At 72.6% G+C, this 20879-nt stretch carries 16 protein-coding genes and 1 riboswitch; of the genes, 7 read left to right on the forward strand and 9 right to left on the reverse strand.

Going from position 1 to position 20879, the window contains the following annotated elements; all coding sequences use genetic code 11:
* Positions 1–150: 150 nt before the first annotated feature.
* Positions 151–1332, forward strand: a complete 1182-nt coding sequence (locus ACQP2H_RS27025; protein WP_363819053.1) for an ABC transporter substrate-binding protein — start codon at positions 151–153, stop codon at positions 1330–1332.
* Between the two features lie 73 nt (positions 1333–1405).
* Here ACQP2H_RS27025 and ACQP2H_RS27030 read toward each other — a convergent pair whose 3' ends face one another.
* Together ACQP2H_RS27030 and ACQP2H_RS27035 are read right to left on the reverse strand one after the other, a co-directional pair.
* Positions 1406–2215 (reverse strand): ABC transporter permease, encoded by an 810-nt coding sequence (locus ACQP2H_RS27030; protein ID WP_363819222.1) that lies wholly within the window; start codon positions 2213–2215, stop codon positions 1406–1408.
* A 169-nt stretch (positions 2216–2384) separates the two neighbouring features.
* The gene (locus ACQP2H_RS27035) at positions 2385–3413 is read right to left on the reverse strand and encodes an ABC transporter substrate-binding protein (protein ID WP_357014499.1); all 1029 of its coding nucleotides are present in this window, start codon (positions 3411–3413) and stop codon (positions 2385–2387) included.
* Between the two features lie 262 nt (positions 3414–3675).
* On the opposite strand from ACQP2H_RS27035, the gene ACQP2H_RS27040 reads away from it, so the two are divergent.
* From ACQP2H_RS27040 to ACQP2H_RS27055, 4 genes are all read left to right on the forward strand, one after another.
* Positions 3676–4461 carry an ABC transporter ATP-binding protein gene (locus tag ACQP2H_RS27040; protein ID WP_208568183.1) on the forward strand — a complete coding sequence of 262 codons (786 nt, stop codon included), beginning with the start codon at positions 3676–3678 and terminating at the stop codon, positions 4459–4461.
* Positions 4462–4463: 2 nt separating this feature from the next.
* A complete protein-coding gene (locus ACQP2H_RS27045) occupies positions 4464–5414 on the forward strand; it encodes an LLM class F420-dependent oxidoreductase (protein ID WP_219470379.1) in 951 nt (316 codons plus the stop codon).
* Complete coding sequence (locus ACQP2H_RS27050) at positions 5411–5719, forward strand: cupin (RefSeq protein ID WP_145921730.1); 309 nt, start codon at positions 5411–5413, stop codon at positions 5717–5719. Before ACQP2H_RS27045 ends, ACQP2H_RS27050 begins: the two co-directional genes overlap by 4 nt.
* Positions 5720–5805: 86 nt before the next feature.
* Positions 5806–7986 (forward strand): hypothetical protein, encoded by a 2181-nt coding sequence (locus ACQP2H_RS27055; protein ID WP_433229359.1) that lies wholly within the window; start codon positions 5806–5808, stop codon positions 7984–7986.
* Positions 7987–8187: 201 nt separating this feature from the next.
* Here the strand turns inward: ACQP2H_RS27055 and thiC are convergent, their stop codons facing one another.
* The 7 genes from thiC to thiE form a co-directional block, all read right to left on the reverse strand.
* Complete coding sequence (gene thiC, locus ACQP2H_RS27060) at positions 8188–9780, reverse strand: phosphomethylpyrimidine synthase ThiC (protein WP_219464721.1); 1593 nt, start codon at positions 9778–9780, stop codon at positions 8188–8190.
* 17 nt (positions 9781–9797) lie between these two features.
* Positions 9798–10586 carry a bifunctional hydroxymethylpyrimidine kinase/phosphomethylpyrimidine kinase gene (gene thiD, locus ACQP2H_RS27065; protein ID WP_219464723.1) on the reverse strand — a complete coding sequence of 263 codons (789 nt, stop codon included), beginning with the start codon at positions 10584–10586 and terminating at the stop codon, positions 9798–9800.
* Positions 10583–11293 carry a thiamine phosphate synthase gene (locus tag ACQP2H_RS27070; RefSeq protein ID WP_433229362.1) on the reverse strand — a complete coding sequence of 237 codons (711 nt, stop codon included), beginning with the start codon at positions 11291–11293 and terminating at the stop codon, positions 10583–10585. The genes thiD and ACQP2H_RS27070 overlap by 4 nt, the downstream gene beginning before the upstream one ends.
* Positions 11290–12060: a thiazole synthase gene (locus ACQP2H_RS27075; RefSeq protein ID WP_433229364.1), complete on the reverse strand. Its 771-nt coding sequence runs from the start codon at positions 12058–12060 to the stop codon at positions 11290–11292. The genes ACQP2H_RS27070 and ACQP2H_RS27075 overlap by 4 nt, the downstream gene beginning before the upstream one ends.
* A gap of 5 nt (positions 12061–12065) precedes the next feature.
* Positions 12066–12266 carry a sulfur carrier protein ThiS gene (gene thiS / locus ACQP2H_RS27080; protein ID WP_208568188.1) on the reverse strand — a complete coding sequence of 67 codons (201 nt, stop codon included), beginning with the start codon at positions 12264–12266 and terminating at the stop codon, positions 12066–12068.
* Positions 12267–12276: 10 nt separating this feature from the next.
* Entirely contained in the window at positions 12277–13347 is a 1071-nt protein-coding gene (gene thiO / locus ACQP2H_RS27085; protein WP_433229366.1) for a glycine oxidase ThiO, read from the reverse strand.
* Positions 13341–13967, reverse strand: a complete 627-nt coding sequence (gene thiE / locus ACQP2H_RS27090; protein ID WP_433229367.1) for a thiamine phosphate synthase — start codon at positions 13965–13967, stop codon at positions 13341–13343. The genes thiO and thiE overlap by 7 nt, the downstream gene beginning before the upstream one ends.
* A riboswitch (TPP riboswitch) is annotated at positions 13962–14071 on the reverse strand. Its footprint overlaps the gene before it by 6 nt.
* 337 nt (positions 14072–14408) lie before the next feature.
* Between thiE and ACQP2H_RS27095 the strand changes: the two genes are divergently transcribed.
* Positions 14409–20228, forward strand: coding sequence for a ThuA domain-containing protein (locus tag ACQP2H_RS27095; RefSeq protein WP_433229369.1), 5820 nt, complete (start codon positions 14409–14411; stop codon positions 20226–20228).
* Between the two features lie 75 nt (positions 20229–20303).
* The gene (locus tag ACQP2H_RS27100; RefSeq protein ID WP_219464735.1) at positions 20304–20843 is read left to right on the forward strand and encodes a hypothetical protein; all 540 of its coding nucleotides are present in this window, start codon (positions 20304–20306) and stop codon (positions 20841–20843) included.
* Positions 20844–20879: the final 36 nt, after the last annotated feature.

Below are 20879 nucleotides of genomic sequence, written 5' to 3' on the forward strand. Positions count from 1 at the left end.
GACAGCATCCGCGCTTGACCGCACGCCCCGGCATTGGCAAGGTTTTGCAGGCTTTCGCGCACACCGTACGGCACACAATCCCGTTTCTCCACTGAGGACGGACTAGCGGCGGTGACCGGGCCCGTCCCGCGCCGCACCTGGAGGACTGAGTTGAGCCCCATCCGCTCCGCGACCATCGTGGCGCTCGCATCGGCCGTGCTGGCCACCACGCTCACCGGCTGCTCGTTCGGCGCGACAGAGGAGGACGACAGCCCGATCACGATCGCCGCCGATCTCGAACTCTCCGGCGTCGCCGCGCCGGTCGGCAAGGCATACCAGCGCGCCCTTGATCTGAAGGTCGAGCAGTTGAACTCCTCCGGCGCCCTGGGCTCCCGGAAGATCAAACTGGTGGTCAAGGACAACCGGTCCGACGCCAACGAGTCGCTGCGCAACATCGGCGACTTCAGCAACGACTCCACGGTCAACGCCATCATCATGGGTGGCTGCAACGAATGCGCCGTCGGCGCCGCGCGCACCATCAACGAACGGAAGGTGCCGACGATCGCACTCGCGCCGTCGGGCGCGGTCGCCAGCCCCGTCCCCGAACGCCGGTACGTGTTCAAGCTCGCGCCGAACGCGGGCGACAGCGCCGCCGCGCTCACCGCCGAACTGCGGCGGCGCGGGATCACCGAGGTCGGCATCCTGCACAGCGACGACGACTACGGCCGCGAGGGGCTGACCGCGCTGGAGGGCGAGTTCCGCAAGGTCGGCATCGAGCGGGTCCGCGCCGAGGCGGTACGCACCACCGACACCGAACTCGCCGCACCGGTTCGCCGGCTGGTCGACCGCGACCCCACCGGGCTGGTCATCTGGACCCCGCCGGAGCAGGCCACCCTCGCCGCCACCGCCGCCGACCAGTCCGGTTACTCCGGGTCGCTCTTCCTCGACGCCGCCGCGGCCGGTGACCTCTTCCTGGGCGGCTCCGGCCGGGCCACCGAGCGGGCCACCCTGATCTTCACCCAGACCATGGTGATCGACGACGTCATCGCCACCACCCCGGCCAAGGCCGCCCGCCGGCAGTGGTTCCAGGACTACACGGCCCGGTTCGGCGGCTACAACGGCCTCTCGTCGTTCGCCGCCGACGCCGTCCAGCTGATCGCCGACTCGGCGGTACGGGCTGGCGGCCCGAGTGGCCGGGTCAACCGGGACGGCCTGCGGGACGTGCTGGAGACGTCCCAGTTGGACGGCCTGTCCGGGCCGATCCGGATGACCCCGGACAACCACTCCGGGCTGATGCCGCAGGCGCTGACCACGCTGGTGGCCCGGGGCGGCCGGTGGCGGCTGGCGAGCTGACCGCCCCCGACCGACGGGCCGGCCCCCGGGTGGGGTCGGCCCGTCGGTGCTTCGGGTCGGGTGGCTGCGAGGGTCAGCGGGCCGAGGTGGTGGCCCGGACCCAGGGCAGGGCCAGCCGCTCGACCAGCGACAACGCCGAATAGAGCAGGATGCTCATCGCCGCGATCAGCACGATCGCCGCCCAGGCCGTGGCGGTGTCGCCTACCCCGTTGTACTGGAGGATCTGGTAGCCCAGGCCCGGCTTGTCGGAGTAGAACTCCCCGATCACCGCGCCGATCGCGGCCAGCGGCATCGCCACCTTCAGCCCGACGAAGATCTGCGGCAGGGCGGCCGGGAACCGCACCTTGCGGAACGACTGCCACCAGGAGGCGTTCAGCGACCGGGCCAGCTCGGCCAGGTCCGCCGGGGTGGTGGTCAGGCCGGTGGCGGTGGAGAGCACGATCGGAAAGAAGCAGAGCAGGAACACCATGGTCAGGATCGGCTTCGAACCCCAGCCGACCGAGACCACCAGCAGCGGCCCCAGCGCGATCTTGGGCACCGCGTTGATCGCCACCAGCAGCGGGGCGAACATCCGCTCGGCCCGCCGGGAGGCGGCCAGCGCCATCCCGATCAGCACCCCGGCGACCGTCGACAGCAGGAAACCGAGGACCGTCATCAGGGTCGTCGTGCCCAGCGCCGGGAAGAGCACGTCCGCCGATGCGGTCAGGGACGTCCAGACCGCCTGCGGTGGCGGCAGGGACGCCGGGTGCACCAGGTGCAGCCCGGAGGTGACCACCCACCAGACGGCCACCGTGACCACCAGGCCGGCCAGCGGCAGGCCGACCGCCGCCGGGCGTATCCGGGACCAGGGTGACCGGGCGGGCGGCGGGGGGACGGTCGGCACGGGCCGACCCGCGGGGGTCGGCAGGCCGGCCGAGCCGGGTACGGGACGGGTCCGGATCGAGTCCGTCACAGGATCCTCCTCTCCTGCCGGCACGCTGGCCGGCACGCGAACGGGGGTGCGCCCACCGGTCGTCCCGCTGGGTCGCACCCCCGTGGCACCTCGGCGTCGATCAGGCCTTCGGGACGAGGTTGAAGTCGATGATCTGGTCCGGGGTGATGTTCGACTTGAGCGCGCCGGCGCCCTGGAGGATCGCGATGCTCTTGGCGACCCGGTCGCTGTCCAGCGTGCCGATCGCCGTGCCGGAGTTGCTGGAACGCACGTAGCCGGCCATCAGCTGCAACTCGGCAGCGGCGGCGGCCGGGTTGGTGGTGTCCACGTTCTTCTTCAGGATGTCGGCCGCCTCCTGCGGGTGGGCCAGAGCGTACTCAAGCCCCTTGAGCAGCGCGGCGGTGAACTTCTTCACCTTCTCCGGGTTCTCCTTGGCGATCTTGCTGGAGGTGATCAGCGCGTTGCCGTAGAGGTCCTGCATCACGTTGCTGTACGGCAGCACGACGGGCTTCTTCTTGGTGACCGCCTCGACGGTGGGCTGGCCGACGACGAACTGGCCGATGCCGTCCACCTGGCCGGAGGCCAGCGTGCCCATCAGGGTCTGCGCGTCACCGTTGACCCAGGTGACTTTGTTGTAGTCCACCCCGGCCATCCGGGCGTACGTCGGGAAGAGGTTGCGCACGACGGAGCCGGGGGTGTCGGCGAGCTTCTTGCCCTCGAGGTCCTTGGGCGTGGCGATGTTCTTGCCCTCGACCGAGACGATGGCGGCCATGGTGCGCTGCTGGATCGCGGCCACCGCCACGAAGTCCTTGGCCACCCCGTTGCCGACCTGGAGCAGGCCGCCGGTCAGGTCGATCGGACCGAAGTCGGCCTGGCCGCCGACGATGGTCTGGATGACCGCGCCGGTGCCCTGACCGGGCTTGATCTCCACCTCGAAGCCGGCCTCCTTGAAGAAGCCCTTGTCCTTCGCCACCCAGGCGTAGGAGTCGCGACCGAAGTTGCCGAACGAGGTGAGGTAGGTCACCTTCTCCAGCGACTTGCCGTCGCCGGTCTTTGCGTCCGCCGAGTCGGACCCGCCACTGCAGGCGGATACCAGAGCGAGGGCGGTGGCCAGGGTGGCCGCGGCGACCGTGCGGGTCAGCCTTGTCATCTGTGCACCATGTCCTTTCCGACCGGGCGGTGTGCCCGGAGGGGGTTGTCGTTCCGGCGGGACGGCGTGAGGGGGCGCCGACGCAGCCGTCGTGAAGGGACTCTTCGCTGGCACAGCGTACGAGACACTTACCGTCACCACACCAGGCGGATCGGGTTGCGGAACGGAAACAACTCGACTCCACCCCGGACGGTGAGCGGCCGGCACGCTGGGGATATCCTTGTCGGATTCCTGACCGCCGACTCAGGGGAGACCGACGGCGATGATCAGACTGTCCGATGTGTCGCGCACCTTCGACGGCCGTTCCGGGCGGGTGGAGGCGCTGCGCGGGATCGACCTCGACGTGGCCGAGGGCGAGTTCGTCGCCGTGCTCGGCCGCTCCGGTTGCGGCAAGTCCACTCTACTCAGGATGATCGCCGGGTTGCTGCCCGTCAGCAGCGGCGAGATCACCGTCGCCGGCAGCCCGATCACCCGGCCCCGCCGGGACGTCGCGATGCTCTTCCAGAAACCCGCCCTGCTCCCCTGGCGCACGGTGCTCGACAACGTGCTGCTGCCGGCCGAGATCTTCGGCTGGAGCCGCGCCAAGCACCGCGAACGCGCCCGCCAACTGCTGGAACTCTCCGGCCTGGCCGGCTTCGAGAAGCGGCTGCCACACGAACTCTCCGGTGGCATGCAGCAGCGGGTGTCGCTGTGCCGGTCGCTGATCGGCGAACCCCGGGTGATGCTGATGGACGAACCCTTCTCCGCCCTGGACGCGCTCACCCGGGAGGAACTCTCCGGCGAACTGCAACGGGTGCACATGGAGACCGGGGCGACCGTCGTCTTCGTCACCCACTCCATCGACGAGGCGGTGCTGCTCGCCGACCGGGTGGTCGTGCTCAGCCCCCGCCCCGGACGGATCCGCAAGATCGTCGACGTGGACATCCCCCGCCCCCGCACCCTCGGCCGCAACGCCCACCTGGCCGACGTCGCACGGGTCAGCGCCGACCTGCACGAACTGCTGATGGAACGGGAGACACCGGCGACCGCCGGGGTGGAGGGACGATGACCGTGCGAGTGGCGATCTTCACCGAGCCGCACCGGGGCGCCAGCTACGACGACCAGCTCCGGTTCGCCCAGCTCTGCGAGGCCGGCGGCTTCGACGGGTTCCTCCGGGCCGACCACTACCGGGCGATGGGCGACGAACCCGGGCTGCCCGGCCCCACCGACGCCTGGCTGACCCTGGCCGCACTCGCCCGCGAAACCTCCCGCATCCGGCTCGGCACCCTGGTCACCTCGGCCACCTTCCGGCTGCCCGGCCCGCTGGCCGTGATGGTCGCCCAGGTCGACCAGATGAGCGGCGGCCGGGTCGAGCTGGGCATCGGCGCCGGGTGGTACGAACGGGAACACACCGCCTATGGCATCCCCTTCCCGAAGGTCGGCGAACGCTTCGACCGGCTCGCCGAGCAGCTGGAGATCGTCACCGGGCTGTGGCGCACCCCGGTCGGCGCGACCTACAGCTGGGCCGGCGAGCACTACCAGCTCGTCGACGCCCCGGCCCTACCCAAGCCGGTCCAGCAGCCCGGCCCGCCGATCATCATCGGCGGCCGGGGCCCGAAACGCACCCCCGACCTCGCCGCCCGGTACGCCGACGAGTTCAACATGCCGTTCAAGTCGGTCGAGGAGACCGCCGAGGCGTACGACCGGGTACGGGAGGCGTGCGACCGGACCGGCCGGGACGGGACGGGACGGGCACCGCTGGTGCTCTCCGCCGGGATCGTGGTGGCGATCGGGCGTACCGACGCGCAGGCCCAGCGCCGGGCCGCACCGCTGCACGTCAAGAGCGCCCTGCCGCCGGAGGACCCGGTGGTCGGCTCCCCCGCCCAACTGGTCGACCGGATCGGCGAGTTCGCCGCGATCGGGGCCACCCGGGTCCACCTGCGGTTGATCGAACTCGATGACCTCGACCACCTGGAGCTCATCGCCGCCGAGGTGCTCCCCCAACTGGACGGAACCCGATGACCGACGTGACCCACGACCTCGAACTCGGCCCGGTCGGCCAGGAGATCGTCTTCGAGAACGACCGGGTCCGGGTGTGGCACATCCGGCTCGCCCCGGGTGAGCGGCAGCCGCTGCACCGGCACGACCACCCGTACCTGGTGGTGGCGATCGAGGGCGCGAAGAACGTGGTCCAGACGATCGACGGGACCCGGATCGACGCCGACGAGCCCACCGGCGGGGTGGTCTACCGGGACCCGGGTGCCGTCCACATGCTCACCAATGTCGGGGACACGACCTATCTGGCCCGCCTGGTGGAACTCAAGTAGTCGCTGGTAGCGCTTGGGTAACAGCTGGTCCCGGCCGCGCCGCGCCACAGTGGCGATCGGGCGCACCGGGCCGTAACGTGCGCGACATGGCCTTTCGGACGTGGGGCAAACTGCTGCTCACCGCACTCGGGGTGAGCATGTTGGCCGGGGCCGGCCAGCTCGGCATCGCGTACGGCTTCGGCATCGTCCGACTCACCGGCGACTTCACCGACGTCAACCGGTGGCCGGCCCAGCTCGCCTGGGTGGGTTGGTTCGCGGTGACCGCCGCCGTGGTCGGCGCGGTCCTCACCGGCCGGCTCGTCCGCCGTGAAGGGCTGCCGCAGGACACCCCCGTGCAGCTGGCGATCTCCGGGGCCGCCGCGCTCGGCGCGCTGGTCGTCGCCCCGCTGTGCATGCAACCCGCCTGGGCCGCCGAGCTGAGCGCCGTCGACCCGGTCTGGGCGGTCGGCATCTGCGCGGTCGCCGGGGCGGTGGTCGGTGCGGCTGCCGCCTCGGCCGTCCTGCTGCGCCCCCCGCTGGGCTGGAACGTCGCCCTGATGGGCGGGGCGGTCTGGCTGGTCGCGCTCGTCTCGGCCGCACCGGGGGTGCTCTCCACCGAGCCGCTGCGCACCGTACGCCTGGGCGTGCTGGAGCCGGCCTGGCTCGGCGCGGACCGGGCGCAGCAGTTGGCGATGCTGCTGCTGCCCGTGGTCGCGCTGGTGGCCGGCGCGGTGACCGGCGGGGTGGCCCGGCGGCGGGGGCACGTCCCGCTGATCGGCGGGGCCGCCGGGGCGGCCGGCCCGGTGCTGCTCGCCTTCGCCTACCTGACCGCAGGGCCGGGCGACGCGGTGGACCGTTACCAGCTCGCCCCCTACTACGCCGCGGTGATCGCGGTCGCCACCGGTGCGCTCGGCTCGGTCGCCGCCACGCTGCTGCGTTGGCCGCTGCTGCCCGCCCGCCCGGCCGCCGACGACGCGGCGATCGAGCCGACCGACATCCTCGCGCCCCTGCCCACCGCCCCCGACCCGCCCCGGCCCGACCCGACCGGAGCCGTCTCCCCGGCAACCGGCCCGACCGGGACCGGCAGCCCGACTGGAACCGGCAGCACGACCGGGACCGGCTCGGACGAGGCGGTCACGGTGGAGCTGAGCGCCGCCGCACGGGCCTTCGACCCCGAGCCGCCGCGCGTCGGCCGCACCCCCGCCCACTGGGACTGGCCGGATCCCGCCGCTACCGTCACCGACCGGCCGGCGACCCGCCCCGCCCCGACCCCGGGCGGACCGGCCCGGATCGGCTCGACCCCGACCGAGCCGATCCCGACCGAGCCGCCCCGGGTCGAACCGGCCAGAGTCGAGCCGCCCAGGGTCGAGCCGGCCCCCGCCAGGTCGACGCGGGCCGAGACCAGCCAGACCGCACCCACCGCGGCGAAGCAGCGCAAGGCGACCGGACCGGCCACGGGGGAAGAACCCGAGGCCGCGCCCAGGCCAGGGGCGAAGCGGACCAGCCGGACCCGTCCCGCCGCCGTCGTCCCGGTGGCCGAGACCGGTCAGCCCGCGCCCGATCCAGCGGCCCCCACCGGCACCGGCAGCGCGGAGACGGACCGACCGGCCGTCACCGAACCCCGCCACACCCGGCCCGCCAGCGGTGGGCTGGAAGGCACCGGGCCGCAGCCCACCCGACAGGGCCGCAGCGGGACGGGCAGCACCGCGTCCGACCGCCCGGGTGTCGCCGGGCCGGGCGGTGCCCGTCCCGATGCGACGGCCGCCGAAGCGGACCCGGCAAGGGCCGGAACGCGGCACGTCCCACCGGACGGTGTCGAAAGCATGCCGCGCCCCCGCCACCAACTACCAGACCTCAGCGGTACGGGTGGCCCGGCCGACTCCCCCCGCCCGGAACCAGCCCGGGCCTCCCTGCCGTTTCCCGAACCGGACACCACCGAGCGAACGGAGCCCCCGGGGCCGGTCAGCCTCCGGTGGGAAGGAGACAGCTCCCGCAGCACCGCGCCGGTGGACGACACCTCCCCCGGTGCGGCTCCCGCCGGCCCAGCTCCGAGCGGCGACGGTCAGCAGCCAGCCGGCCGGGCCAAGGGCCGACGAGGACTGTTCCGACGGAACCGGTCACCCGAGGGTGAGTCGGCAGGCGATCCTCCCGCGGAGCCGGCGACGGCCGACGACGAGTACGTCGACTGGGTCGCCGGCCTGAGCAAGCCCCTCGCCGACAACGAACCGGAACGGGAGAGCGGCCGCCGCTCCCTACGCACCAGCGGCCGCCACCACCACCACGACTAACCCCCCTCACCCCGCCCCACCCCCGCCCTGCCTCACCCCCACCCCGCCCCGCCCCGGCCCGGTGATCAAGAGGTTTACGTCAGATTCCGGCCGTCCCGTGACGCAAACCTCTTGATCACCGGGGCAGGGGGGGCGGGGACGGGGGCAGGGGGGCGGGGGCGGGGACGGGGGCGGGGGCGGGGGCGGGGGCGGGGGCGGGAGTCAGGCTAGGGGGAGGTAGACGCGGTTGCCGGTGGAGCGGAATTCGGCTGACTTGGCCTGCATGCCCTGGGCGGCGTACTCCTTCAGCTCCTGGGTGATCTTCATGGAGCAGAATTTCGGGCCGCACATGGAGCAGAAGTGGGCGGTCTTCGCCGGCTCCGCCGGGAGCGTCGCGTCGTGGTAGGCGCGGGCGGTCTCCGGGTCCAGCGACAGGTTGAACTGGTCTTCCCAGCGGAACTCGAACCGCGCCTTGGACAGCGCGTCGTCCCAGGCCTGCGCGCCGGGGTGCCCCTTGGCCAGGTCGGCCGCGTGTGCGGCGATCTTGTACGCGATCACGCCGGCCTTCACGTCGTCCCGGTCGGGCAGGCCGAGGTGTTCCTTCGGGGTGACGTAGCACAGCATGGCGGTGCCGAACATGCCGATCATCGCGGCCCCGATGGCCGAGGTGATGTGGTCGTACGCGGGCGCGATGTCGGTGGTCAGCGGGCCGAGGGTGTAGAACGGGGCCTGGTGGCACCACTCCTGCTGGAGGTCCACGTTCTCCTTGATCTTGTGCATCGGCACGTGGCCGGGGCCCTCGATCATCACCTGCACGTCGTACTCCCAGGCGATCCGGGTCAACTCGCCGAGGGTGCGTAGCTCGGCGAACTGGGCCTCGTCGTTGGCGTCGGCGATCGAGCCGGGTCGCAGCCCGTCGCCGAGGGAGAACGTCACGTCGTAGCGGGCGAGGATCGCGCACAGCTCCCGGAAGTTGGTGTAGAGGAAGTTCTCCTCGTGGTGCGCCAGACACCAGGCCGCCATGATCGAACCGCCCCGGGAGACGATCCCGGTGACCCGGTCGACGGCCAGCGGCACGTACGGCAGCAGCACCCCCGCGTGCACCGTCATGTAGTCGACGCCCTGCTCGGCCTGCTCGATGACGGTCTCCCGGAACACCTCCCAGCTCAGCTTGACCGGGTCGCCACCGACCTTCTCCAGCGCCTGGTAGATCGGCACGGTGCCGATCGGCACCGGCGAGTTGCGGACGATCGCCTCCCGGGTCTCGTGGATGCGCTTGCCGGTCGACAGGTCCATCACGGTGTCCGCGCCCCACCGGGTGGCCCAGGTCAGCTTCTCCACCTCCTCGGCGACCGACGAGGTCACCGCCGAGGTGCCGATGTTGGCGTTGACCTTCACCAGGAACGCCTTGCCGATGATCGCCGGCTCGCACTCGGGGTGGTTGACGTTGAGTGGCAGCACCGCCCGGCCGGCGGCGATCTCGTCGCGCACCAGCTCCGGCGGCAGCCCCTCCCGGATCGCCACGAACTCCATCTCCGGGGTGACCACCCCGGCGCGGGCGTACCAGAGCTGGGTGGGGCGTTTGGCGTCGACGCCGGCCAGCGGGGTGCCCGCGCCCCGGACCGGCGCGACGTCGCCCCGCTCGGCGATCCACGGTCCGCGCAGCGGCGGCAGCCCCACCTCCGGGTCCGAGCCGGGGCCGGAGGTGTCGTAGAGGCGCAGCGGCGGGTTGTCCCCGGCCAGCTCCACCTCGGCGAACGGCACCCGGACGTCCGGCCGGGACCCCTCGACGTAGACCTTGCGACGTGCCTGCATGACAGCCTCCCTGTTGGTCATCGGGACCAGCCGAAGTGGTCCAGCGGGCCGCGTCCCGCGCCCAGTTCCCAACCCCGCGCGCCGGTCAGCGCACGGGTGACGTACTCCTTGGCGGTGGCGACCGCGACCGGCACCGGGTCGCCGGCGGCCAGCCGGACGGCGATCGCCGCCGAGAACGAGCAGCCGGTGCCGTGGCTGTGCCGGGTGTCCACCCGGGGGGCGCGCAGCAGGGTGGTCGTTGCGCCGTCGGCCAGCACGTCGACCGACTCGCCGGCCGCGTCGACGTCACCGCCGGTGACCACCACGTACTCGGGGCCGCCGGCCGCCAGGGCCTGCGCCGCGGCGACCATCTCCTCGACCGTGGTCACCGGGCGTCCGGTGAGGGCGGCGGCCTCCGCGCAGTTCGGCGTCGCCACCCGGGCGTACGGCAGCAGCCGCTCGACGGCCGCGACCACCCCGAGCCGGTGTCCGCTGGTGGCGACGAGCACCGGGTCGACGACGAGGTGCGGCAGCCGGCCCGCCTTCGCCGCCTCGGCCACCGCGTCGGCGACCGCCGGGGTGCCGAGCATCCCGGTCTTCACCGCCCGGACCGCGAAGTCGCCGAGCACGCTGTCGAGCTGCTCGGTGACGGTGCGTGGGGGTAGCGGCAGCACGGCGTCCACGCCCCGGGTGTTCTGCGCGGTGACGGCGGTCAGCACGCTGGTCCCGTACGCGCCGAGGGCGGCGAACACCTTCAGGTCGGCCTGGATGCCGGCGCCGCCGCCGGAGTCGGAGCCGGCGATGGTGAGCACGGTCGTGGGTGTCATGTCCCCTCCTCGGGCCACGTGTCGCTGATCGGGGTGCGGTCCGTCGGGCGTGGGGCGAAGACACCGGTAAGGGTCGCGGCGACCTCGGCCGGGTCGGCGGCCCGCATGATCGCGCCGAGCACCGCCACCCCGACCGCGCCCGCCTCGACACAGGCCGTCACCTGCTGCGGCGTCTCGATACCGCCCAGGGCGAGGACGGGCACCGGACTGAGCCGGACCAGCCGGCGAAGCCCGTCCGGGTGCAGGGGTGGGCCGTAGCCGGGTTTGCTGCGGGTGGTCCAGACCGGCGAGAGCGTCACGTAGTGCTCGGTGCTGAGCCGGGCCAGCTCGGCCGGGTCGTGACAGGACCGACCGACGAGCCGCACGGCCGGCGGCGGGTACGGCCCGACTGCTGCCAGATGCACCGCCCCACCGGCACCACCCGGGTCCGGGCCGGGCGGGTCGGAGCCGTCGGAGCCGTCGTCGAGCGGGTCGGGGCCGGCCACGATCAGGGTGCCGCCGGCCTGCGCCAGGACGGCCCGCAGGTCGACGGCGAGGGCGGCCCGTTCGGCGCGGGGCAGGTCCCTCTCCCGCAGCACCACCCACCGCACCCCGCCGCGTACCGCCCCCGCGACGACGTCGACGAGGTCACCGCGCGCCACCAGCCGGTCGGTCAGCAGCACCACCCCGGCCGGCCGGAGGAGGGGTGGGGCGGCCGGGCGGGTCACAGGTCGGGTCTTCCGTCGTCGGGGGTGGAGGCGAGGGCGTGGAAGCGGCGGGGTATCCGCCCGGCGTTGTACGCGAGCCGTCCGGCCCGTACGCCGTACCGCATGGCGGTGGCCATCGCCGTCGGGTCGGCGGCCCGGGTGACGGCGCTGGCCAGCAGCACCCCGTCGCAGCCCAGTTCCATGGCGAGCGCCGCGTCGGAGGCGGTGCCGATCCCGGCGTCGAGGATCACCGGCACGTCGATGCTCTGCCGGATGAGCCGGATGTGGTGCGGGTTGGTGATGCCCAGTCCGGAACCGATCGGCGCACCGGCCGGCATCACCGCCGCGCAGCCGACGTCGGCCAGCCGGCGGGCCAGCACCGGGTCGTCGGAGGTGTACGGCAGCACGACGAAGCCGTCGGCGACGAGTTCCTCGGCGGCCCGCAGCAGCTCCACCCCGTCCGGGAGCAGGGTGCGTTCGTCGCCGATCACCTCCAGCTTGACCCAGTCGGTGTCGAACGCCTCCCGGGCCAGCCTGGCGACCTTGACCGCCTCGGCGGCGGTGTAGCAGCCGGCGGTGTTGGGCAGCAGCCGCACCGCGCACCGGTCGAGCAGGTCGAGCAGGCCACCGGCGGTGCCGGGGGCGGTGTCGACGCGGCGCAGGGCGAGGGTGACCAGTTCGGTGCCGGAGGCCCGGATCGCCTGTTCCAGCACGTGCAGGTTGGCCGCGCCGCCGGTGCCGAGGATGAGCCGGGAGGAGAAGGTCTGTCCGGCGATGGTGAGGGGCATCCGGGTCACCCGCCCTGGGCGGCGCTGAGCACCTCGACCCGGTCGCCGTCGCGCAGCTCGGTGGCGGGCCAGCCGCCCCGGGGGACCACCTCGCCGTTGACCGCGACGGCGATTCCGCGCCGCTGCCCGGTGACCGTGGCGACCAGGTCCGCGACGGTCGTGCCGCCGGTCAGCTCGCGTCCGACGCCGTTGACGATCAGTCGCACGTCTTCCTCCTCAGTGGAACCGGTCGGCGGTGAAGGGGGTGAGCAGTGGGTCCGGCTGACCGGTGACGATCAGGTCGGTGATCAGGTCGGCGGTGACCGGGGTGAGCACGATGCCGTGCCGGTGGTGGCCGGTGGCGGCGAGCACGCCGGGCCGGTCGGGCAGCGGGCCGAGGATCGGCGCGTTGTCCGGGGTGCCGGGGCGCAGCCCGGCGGTGGCCTCGGTCAGCGCGTACTCGGCGAGTTCGGGGACGAGGTCGACGGCGGCCCGGAGCAGCCGCAGCACCGCCCCGGTGGTCACCTCGGTGTCGGCGCGTTCCTCGACGGTCGCCCCGAGCACCACCTCGCCGTCGTCGCGGGGGACGAGGTAGACCGACTCGCCGTCGGCGTACCCCCGGATGACGTGCCGGAAGCCGGGCGGGCGGTGGTCGGGCGCGCGCAGCCGCAGCACCTGGCCCTTGACCGGGCGGACCGGCAGCCCGGTCAGCGCGGCGGCGCCGCAGCCGGCGGCGACCACGACGACGGGCGCGTCCACCTCGGCCAGTCGGGTCACCGCGCCGGGCAGCAGGGTCGCGCCGGCCCGCTCGGCGGCGACCCGTAGCGCGTCGACCAGCCGGCGCGGGTCGACCTGGTGGTCGCCGGGGGCGACCGCGCCGCCGCGCAGCCGGGGGGTCAGCGCCGGTTCGCGCTCCCGCAGCTGCGACGGGCGCAGCGCGCTGATCGGCAGCCCCAACCCCTGCTGGTACGACCAGAGCCGGTGGGCCTCGGCCAGGTCGTCCCCGGTGAGCCCGACGACGAGGGTGCCGTCGGTGCGGTAGCCGAACTCGCTGCCGGTGGCGGCGGTCAGGTCGGCGGCGAAACCCGGCCAGCGGGCGGCGGACGCGGTGAGCAGCCCGGTCAGTTCCCGTTCCCCGAAGTACGCCTCGGCGACCGGGGCGAGCATCCCGGCGGCGACCCGGGACGCGCCGGAGCCGGGGGCCGGGTCGTGCACGGTCACCCGCAGGCCCCGGGTGGCGCAGCGCCAGGCGATCGCCAATCCGACCGGCCCCGCGCCCACGATGGCGACGTCGGGCCGGGTCAGCACGTCAGTGCCGCGATCAGTTCGGCGGTGGCCCGGCCCGGGTCGGCGGCGGTGGACAGCGCCCCGACCACCGCCACGCCGTACGCCCCGGCGGCCCGCAGCGCCGGCACGGTGGCGGCGGTGACCCCGCCGATGGCGATCACCGGCACGGCGACGGCGGCGACGACGGCGTGGATGCCGGCGGGGCCGATCGGGTCGGGCAGGCCGGTCTTGGTGGCGGTGGGATGGCACGGGCCGACGCCCAGGTAGCTGGCCCCGGCGGCGACGGCCCGGGCGGCGGCGTCCGGTTCCCGGGCGGTCGCGCCGAGCACGGCGGCGGGGCCGAGGACCCGGCGGGCCGCCGCGACGGGCAGGTCGTCCGCGCCGACGTGGCCGCCGTGGGCGTCCACCGCGAGGGCGACGTGCAGCCGGTCGTTGACCAGGCAGGTCGCCTCGTACGGCAGGCAGAGCGCGCGTACCCGTCGGGCCAGGTCGTACGCCTGCCGGTCGGTGGTGTCGTCGGTCACCCGGACCTGGACGACGAGGTCGGCGCGGGCCACCGGGAGGGCGGCGCGGACGACGGCGAGCGGGTCGCACCCGGGTCGGGTGTCGGTGATCAGATGCAGTCGGCCGAGGGACGGCACGGCAACTCTCCTCCCTGCGCCGGCATTACCCGGATCAGGTTCGACGGTCGGGGGCTCTCAGCCCCCCTCTCAGCCCGGTGTACCGGGCTCCCGTGGGTCACGTGCCTGTGACCGTACGACAGATCCGCTGATCCGCCAAGGGATGTTAGATTGATCCAGGACTATCGATGCGTACGGTTGTGGGCTTGTATCCACATAAGCCGGAAAAGCGAGTCGCCGATACCGAATCGTTACATGCTCATGCCTTGCCGGAAACCAATCCAGCGGCGCTAATTTGTTCAACCGATCGACATTATTCCGGTGCGGAGCCTCGGCGTGGCCCGCACCTGATCGCCACTGGTGCGGACCTCGGCGGGCCCACACCGATCCGACCGGGGACGGTCTGCGGCGAGTCGTCCCCATGCCCCCACCACTGTCCAGCACGGACAAAAGGAGCATGGAGTGTCTCCATCCCGCCATCGCCGCGCCCGTCGCGGCCCACTGGGTGCCGGTCTACTGGCCCTCTCCCTACTCGCCAGCGGCCTGATCGGCGGCACCGCCGCCCAGGCCGCTCCCGTCGCGGCGGCCCAGCCACAGGCCGCACCGGCACCGGCGGCAGCCGCCGCCGAACCCTTCTCGGTCCTGGTCTTCTCCAAGACCGCCGGATTCCGGCACGACGCCATCCCGGCCGGCATCGCCGCGATCCAGAAGCTCGGCACTGACAACGGGTTCACCGTCGACACCACCGAGGACGGAGCCGCCTTCAACGACACCAACCTGGCGAAATACCAGGCGGTGATCTGGCTCTCCACCACCGGTGACGTCCTCGACGCCACCCAGCAGGCCGCGTTCGAGCGCTACATCAAGGCCGGCGGCGGCTACGCCGGCGTGCACGCCGCCTCCGACACCGAGTACGACTGGGCCTGGTACGGCAACCTGGTCGGCGCGTACTTCTCCGGCCACCCCGCCAACCAGCAGGCCACCGTCAAGGTCGAGGACCACGCGCACCCGTCGACCGCCGACCTGCCGGACCGCTGGTCCCGGTTCGACGAGTGGTACAACTTCCGCACCAACCCGCGCTCCAAGGTGCACGTGCTGGCCAGCCTGGACGAGAAGTCCTACAGCCCGGGTGCCGGCGCGATGGGCGCCGACCACCCCACCGCCTGGTGCCAGGACTACGACGGCGGTCGGTCCTGGTACACCGGCGGCGGCCACACCCAGGCGTCGTACACCGAGCCGGAGTTCCTCAGCCACCTGCTCGGCGGCATCCGCACCGCGGCCGGCGTCGAGAACGCCGACTGCGGCGCCTCCAAGACCGCGAACTTCGAGAAGGTCACCCTCGACAGCAACACCAACAACCCGATGGAGCTGGACATCGCTCCGGACGGCCGGGTGTTCTACGCCGAGCGCGACGGCCGGGTGCAGATCGTGAAGCCGGACACCGGCAACACGGTCACCGCGACCCGGCTGGACGTCTTCACCGGCAACGAGGACGGCCTGCTCGGGCTGCGCCTCGACCCGGACTTCGCCACCAACAAGTGGATCTACCTGTACTACGCACCGGCCGGTGGCGCCCCGCGCAACTACCTGTCCCGGTTCACCGTCAACGGTGACACCATCGACAAGGCCACCGAGAAGGTCATCCTCCAGGTCGACACGCAGCGCAACACCTGCTGCCACGCCGGCGGCAGCATGACCTTCGACTCGCAGGGCAACCTCTACCTGGCCACCGGCGACAACACCAACCCGTTCGAGTCGAGCGCCTTCACCCCGATCGACGAGCGGGCCGGCCGGCAGGACTACGACGCGCAGCGCAGCGCCGGAAACACCAACGACCTGCGCGGCAAGGTGATCCGGGTGCACCCGGAGGACGACGGCACCTACACGATCCCGACGGGCAACCTGTTCGCCCCGGGCACCGCGAAGACCCGTCCCGAGATCTTCGGCATGGGCTTCCGTAACCCGTTCCGGATCGGCGTCGACCAGAAGACCGACACCCTCTACGTCGCCGACTACGGGCCGGACGCCTCGACGGCCAACCCGAACCGGGGCCCCGAGGGCCTGGTGGAGTGGAACATCGTCGCCACCGCCGGCAACTACGGCTGGCCATACTGCACCGGCAACAACAAGGCGTACAACGACTACACCTTCCCGTCCGGGCCGAGCGGGGCGAAGTTCGACTGCGCCGCGCCGGTCAACGACTCGCCCAACAACACCGGCCTGACCAACCTGCCGCCGGCCATCGCGGCGACGGTGGACTACGGCTACGCGGGCGACCCACGCTTCCCCGAGATCGGTGGCGGCGGTGCCCCGATGGGCGGCCCGGTCTACCGCTACGACGCCGACAGCACGTCGAGCCGCAAGTGGCCGGCGTACTACGACGGCAAGGCGCTGCTCGGCGAGTGGAACCAGTCGAAGATGTACACGATGCAGGTCAGCGCGGACGGCAAGACGCTGGTCGACATCAACCAGCTGCTCACCGGCATGCCGATGATCCGTCCGATGGACTTCGAGTTCGGTCCGGACGGCGCGCTCTACATGATCGAGTGGGGCACCGGTTTCGGCGGCAACAACGACGACTCCGGGGTCTACCGGATCGACTACACCGCCGGTGACCGCGCCCCCATCGCCGAGGCCAGCGCCGACCCCACCTCCGGGGCCGCGCCGCTGACCGTGAACTTCTCCAGCGCCGGGTCGCGTGACCCGGACGGCGGCACGCTGACCTACGCGTGGAAGTTCGGTGACGGCCAGACCTCCACCGAGGCGAACCCCACCCACACCTACACCGCGGCCGGCGACTACACCGCGCAGCTCACCGTCACCAACCCCAAGGGCCGCACCGCCGTGGCGAACGTGCCGGTGACGGTCGGCAACACCGCCCCGACGGTGACCATCGAGTTCCCGCCCAGCGGCGGTTTCTTCGAGTGGGGCGACCAGGTCAAGTACACGATCAAGGTGACCGACCCGGAGGACGGCACCGTCGACTGTGACCGGGTGCAGCTGCAGGTGCTGCTCGGCCACGACGAGCACGCCCACCCGCTGGAGCAGCACACCGGCTGCACCGGCACCGTGCAGACCTCGCTGGCGTCGGGTCACGGCGCGGAGGCCAACGTCTTCGCGGTCTTCGAGGCCACCTACACCGACGACGGCGGCACCGGCGGCGCCGGCCCGTTGACCGGTCGGGCGATCGAGATCCTCCAGCCCAAGCGCAAGCAGGCCGAGTACTACACGGCCACCGGGCGGGCCCCGGGCAGCACCGGCGGCGGTGACCCGGGCGTGCAGAAGGAGACCACCACCGACCCCGCCGGTGGCGGCCAGAACATCGGCTTCATCGAGGACGGCGACTGGTGGTCGCTCGTCCCGGCCAACCTGACCGGGGTCGAGCAGATCCGGTTCCGGGTGGCCTCCGAGGTCCAGGGCGGTCGGATCGACGTGCACGCCGGTGCCGTCGACGGCCCGGTCGTGGCCACGGCCACCGTGCCGAGCACGGGTGGCTGGCAGCAGTTCGTCGACGTGACCGCGCCGGTGACGGCCGGTGCGGAGGGCGCGCTGTACTTCGTCGCCAAGGACCCCGCCGGTGGCGCGGGTTCGCTGTTCAACGTCAACTGGATGGACTTCATCGGCCGGGGCGTCACCGACAACGCGCCGCCGCAGGTGACGGCCACCGCCACCCCGGCGACCGGCACCGCGCCGGTCACCGTGACCTTCACCGGCACGGCCACCGACACCGAGGGTGACACCCCGCTGACGTACGCCTGGGACTTCGGTGACGGCGGGACGGCGACGACCCTGAACGCCACCCACACCTACACCACCCCGGGCACCTTCACCGCCACCCTGACGGTGACGGACAACCGGGGTGCGAAGTCCTACGCGACCGTCCCGGTCAAGGTGGACGCGCCGACCAACTCGTGCCTCGGCGCGCGGTCGGACGAGTTCCTCGGCAACAGCCTCGACAAGGACCGCTGGTCGGTGGTCCGGGAGAACCAGCTCTACTCGGTCTCCGGTGGGGCGCTGCGGCTGCCCACCTCCTCGGGTGACCTGTACGGCTCCCGTAACGACGCGACCAACCTGGTGCTCCAGCCCGCACCCAGCGGGGCCTGGCAGGCCACCACGAAGGTCACCGTGCCCGTCACCGCCGACTACCAGCAGGCCGGCCTGCTGATCTACGGCGACGACGACAACTACGCCAAGGTGGACCTGCTCTACGGCGGTTCGCGCAAGGTGGAGTTCATCCGGGAGACCGCCGGGACTCCGCGTAACGACGCGGCCGACGCCGTGGCCGCCCCGGCCGGTGACACCATCTGGCTGCGGCTGATCAGCGACGGCACCAACCTGACCGCGCAGTTCTCGACCGACGGTGTCACGTTCACCCCGGTCGGCCGGTCCGCCGCGCTGGCCGGCATCACCAACCCGCGCATCGGCCTGCTCGCCCTCAACGGTGGCACCACCGCCCCGGTGGTGGACGCGGTGTTCGACTCGTTCCTGGTCTCGCCGGACGCCCCGGCCGGCCCGGTCACCCCGTCGGACGAGTTCACCGGCACCACGCTCGACAAGTGCCGGTGGAACGCGGTGCTCCGTGAGGACCCGGCCGGTTACCGGGTGGTCGACGGTGCGCTGAAGATCGACGTGCCGTCCGGTGACATCTACGGCACCAACAACACCGGGCCGAAGAACTTCATCCTCCAGACCGCGCCGAGCGGTGACTGGACCCTGGAGACGAAGGTCGACGGCAGTGCCCTGGCCGAGCAGTACCAGCAGGCCGGTCTGATCGTCCACGCCGACGACGACAACTACGTCAAGTTGGACTACATCGTGGACAACCAGGCCGGGCAGGCGGTCTCCCGGCGGATCGAGTTCCGTGGCGAACTCGCCGGGGCGACGCAGAACCCGCAGCCCCAGGTCTCCAACCTGACCTCGGGGGTGTGGTACCTGCGGCTGGCCCGCGCCGGTGACACCTTCACCGCGTCGTACTCGGCGGACGGGCAGGAGTGGACCACGTTCGAGACGGTGACGAACACCGCCGTCGGGGCCACCCCGAAGATCGGTCTGTTCACCCTCGGCGCGAACGCGGCCACCTCGAAGACGGCCTCGTTCGACTACTTCCGGCTCTCCACCAGGGCGGCCGACACGACCGCCCCGGTGACCACGGCCACCGTCTCCGGCACCCCGACCGAGGGTTGGCACACCGGCCCGGTCACCGTGACGCTGGCGGCGGCCGACGAGGCCGGCGGTAGCGGGGTGGCGAGCACCGAGTACCAGCTCGACGGGGCCACCACGTGGACCGCGTACACCGAGCCGGTGCAGGTCAGCGGGGACGGCACCCACGAGGTGCGGTTCCGGTCGACGGACGCGGCCGGCAACGTGGAGGCGACGAAGAAGGTCGCCGTGAAGATCGACGCCACCGCGCCGGTCAGCTCGGCGTCGTTCGCCCCGGCCAACGACGACGGCTGGCACAACGGCACCGTCCCGGTGGTGATCACCTCCACCGACGCCGGTTCCGGGGTCAAGAAGCTGGAGTGGTCGCTCGACGGTGGCGCCTGGACGGCGTACACCACGCCGGTGGAGGTGACCGGGGACGGCACGCACGAGCTGCTGTACCGGGCCACCGACGCCGCCGGCAACGTCGAGGCGCTGAAGTCGGCGGTCGTCAAGATCGACGGCACCAAGCCGACGTTGCTGGTCTCCGGCATCGCCGACGGCCAACTCTACGGTGACAGCCAGGACGTCCGGATCTCGTGGCAGGCGGTCGACCCGACCTCCGGCATCAAGACGACCTCCGGCGTGCTGGACGGTCGGGCGTACGCCAGCGGCACCCTGCAGGCGCTGTACGAGCTGCCGCTCGGCCTGCACGAGCTGACGGTGACCGCGACCGACAAGGCGGGCAACTCCACCACCTCGACGGTCCGGTTCTTCGTCACCACCTCGTTCCGGGACATGCAGAACCTGCTGGACCGGTTCAAGGCGACCGGACGACTCTCCACCAAGGCGCACCGTCAGCTGTCCAACAAGCTGGACGCGGTACGGGAGTCCGAGGCGGCGGGCAACGACAAGCGGGCGGTGCAGCAGTTGACCGCCTTCAAGGCGTTGGCCACCGACCCCGCGGTGGTGACCGACACCGACGTGCGGGACGTGCTGGTCCGGGACGCCGACGCCATGATCGTCCGGCTCGGTGGCGCGGCCACCAAGGCCGGCGTCAAGGCGAACGCCAACAAGTCGGTCAACGGGGCCGGCCGGCTCGGTGCCGACCCCACCCGGATCGCCAAGGGCGGTTCGCTGTAAGGAGCACCACGGGGCCGCTCCCACCGTCGACACCGACGGTGGGGGCGGCCCCTCCACATAGCAAGGGAGACGTCGATGCGTACCTTGAGAGCCCTCGCCGCGCTGGTCGTGGCGGCCCTGGTGACCCTGCCGGCGGGTCCGGCGGCGGCGCACGGCGGAAAGGTCAAGCTGACGGTGGCCGGTGACGGCGCCGGTGGGGTGACCGTGATGGCCGTGTACGCCGACGGGCACCGGCTGGACCAGCCGGTCCGGCTCACCGTGACAGCCGAGGGTGAGGGGGGCCGGACGGCCGGGCCGGTGCAGATCGAGCCGTCCGGGGAGGGGCAGGGCTTCTACAGCAGCGGCCCGCTGCTCTCCCCCGGCGACTGGCGGGTGACGGTCCGCGCCCCCGCCCCCTACCAGAGCACGGCGACCGCTCAGGTGCAGGCCCGGGTGGCCCAGTCGCCGTCGCCGGTCGCCGCCACGCTGCCGCCCACCGGCGGGGACGCCGACGACGGCTTCGGCGGCTGGCCGTGGCTGGCCGGTGCGCTGGCGGTGGTCGTCGTCGCCGGGTCGACGCTGCTGTGGTGGCGTCGCCGGGCCCACCCCGGGGAGCCGACCGGCCTGGCCGGCTGACGACCTGGTACCCGGTCGGGCCCGGACACCGCGACG

Source organism: Micromonospora sp. CA-248260, from assembly GCF_050942205.1.
GTDB classification, from domain to species: domain Bacteria; phylum Actinomycetota; class Actinomycetes; order Mycobacteriales; family Micromonosporaceae; genus Micromonospora; species Micromonospora antibiotica.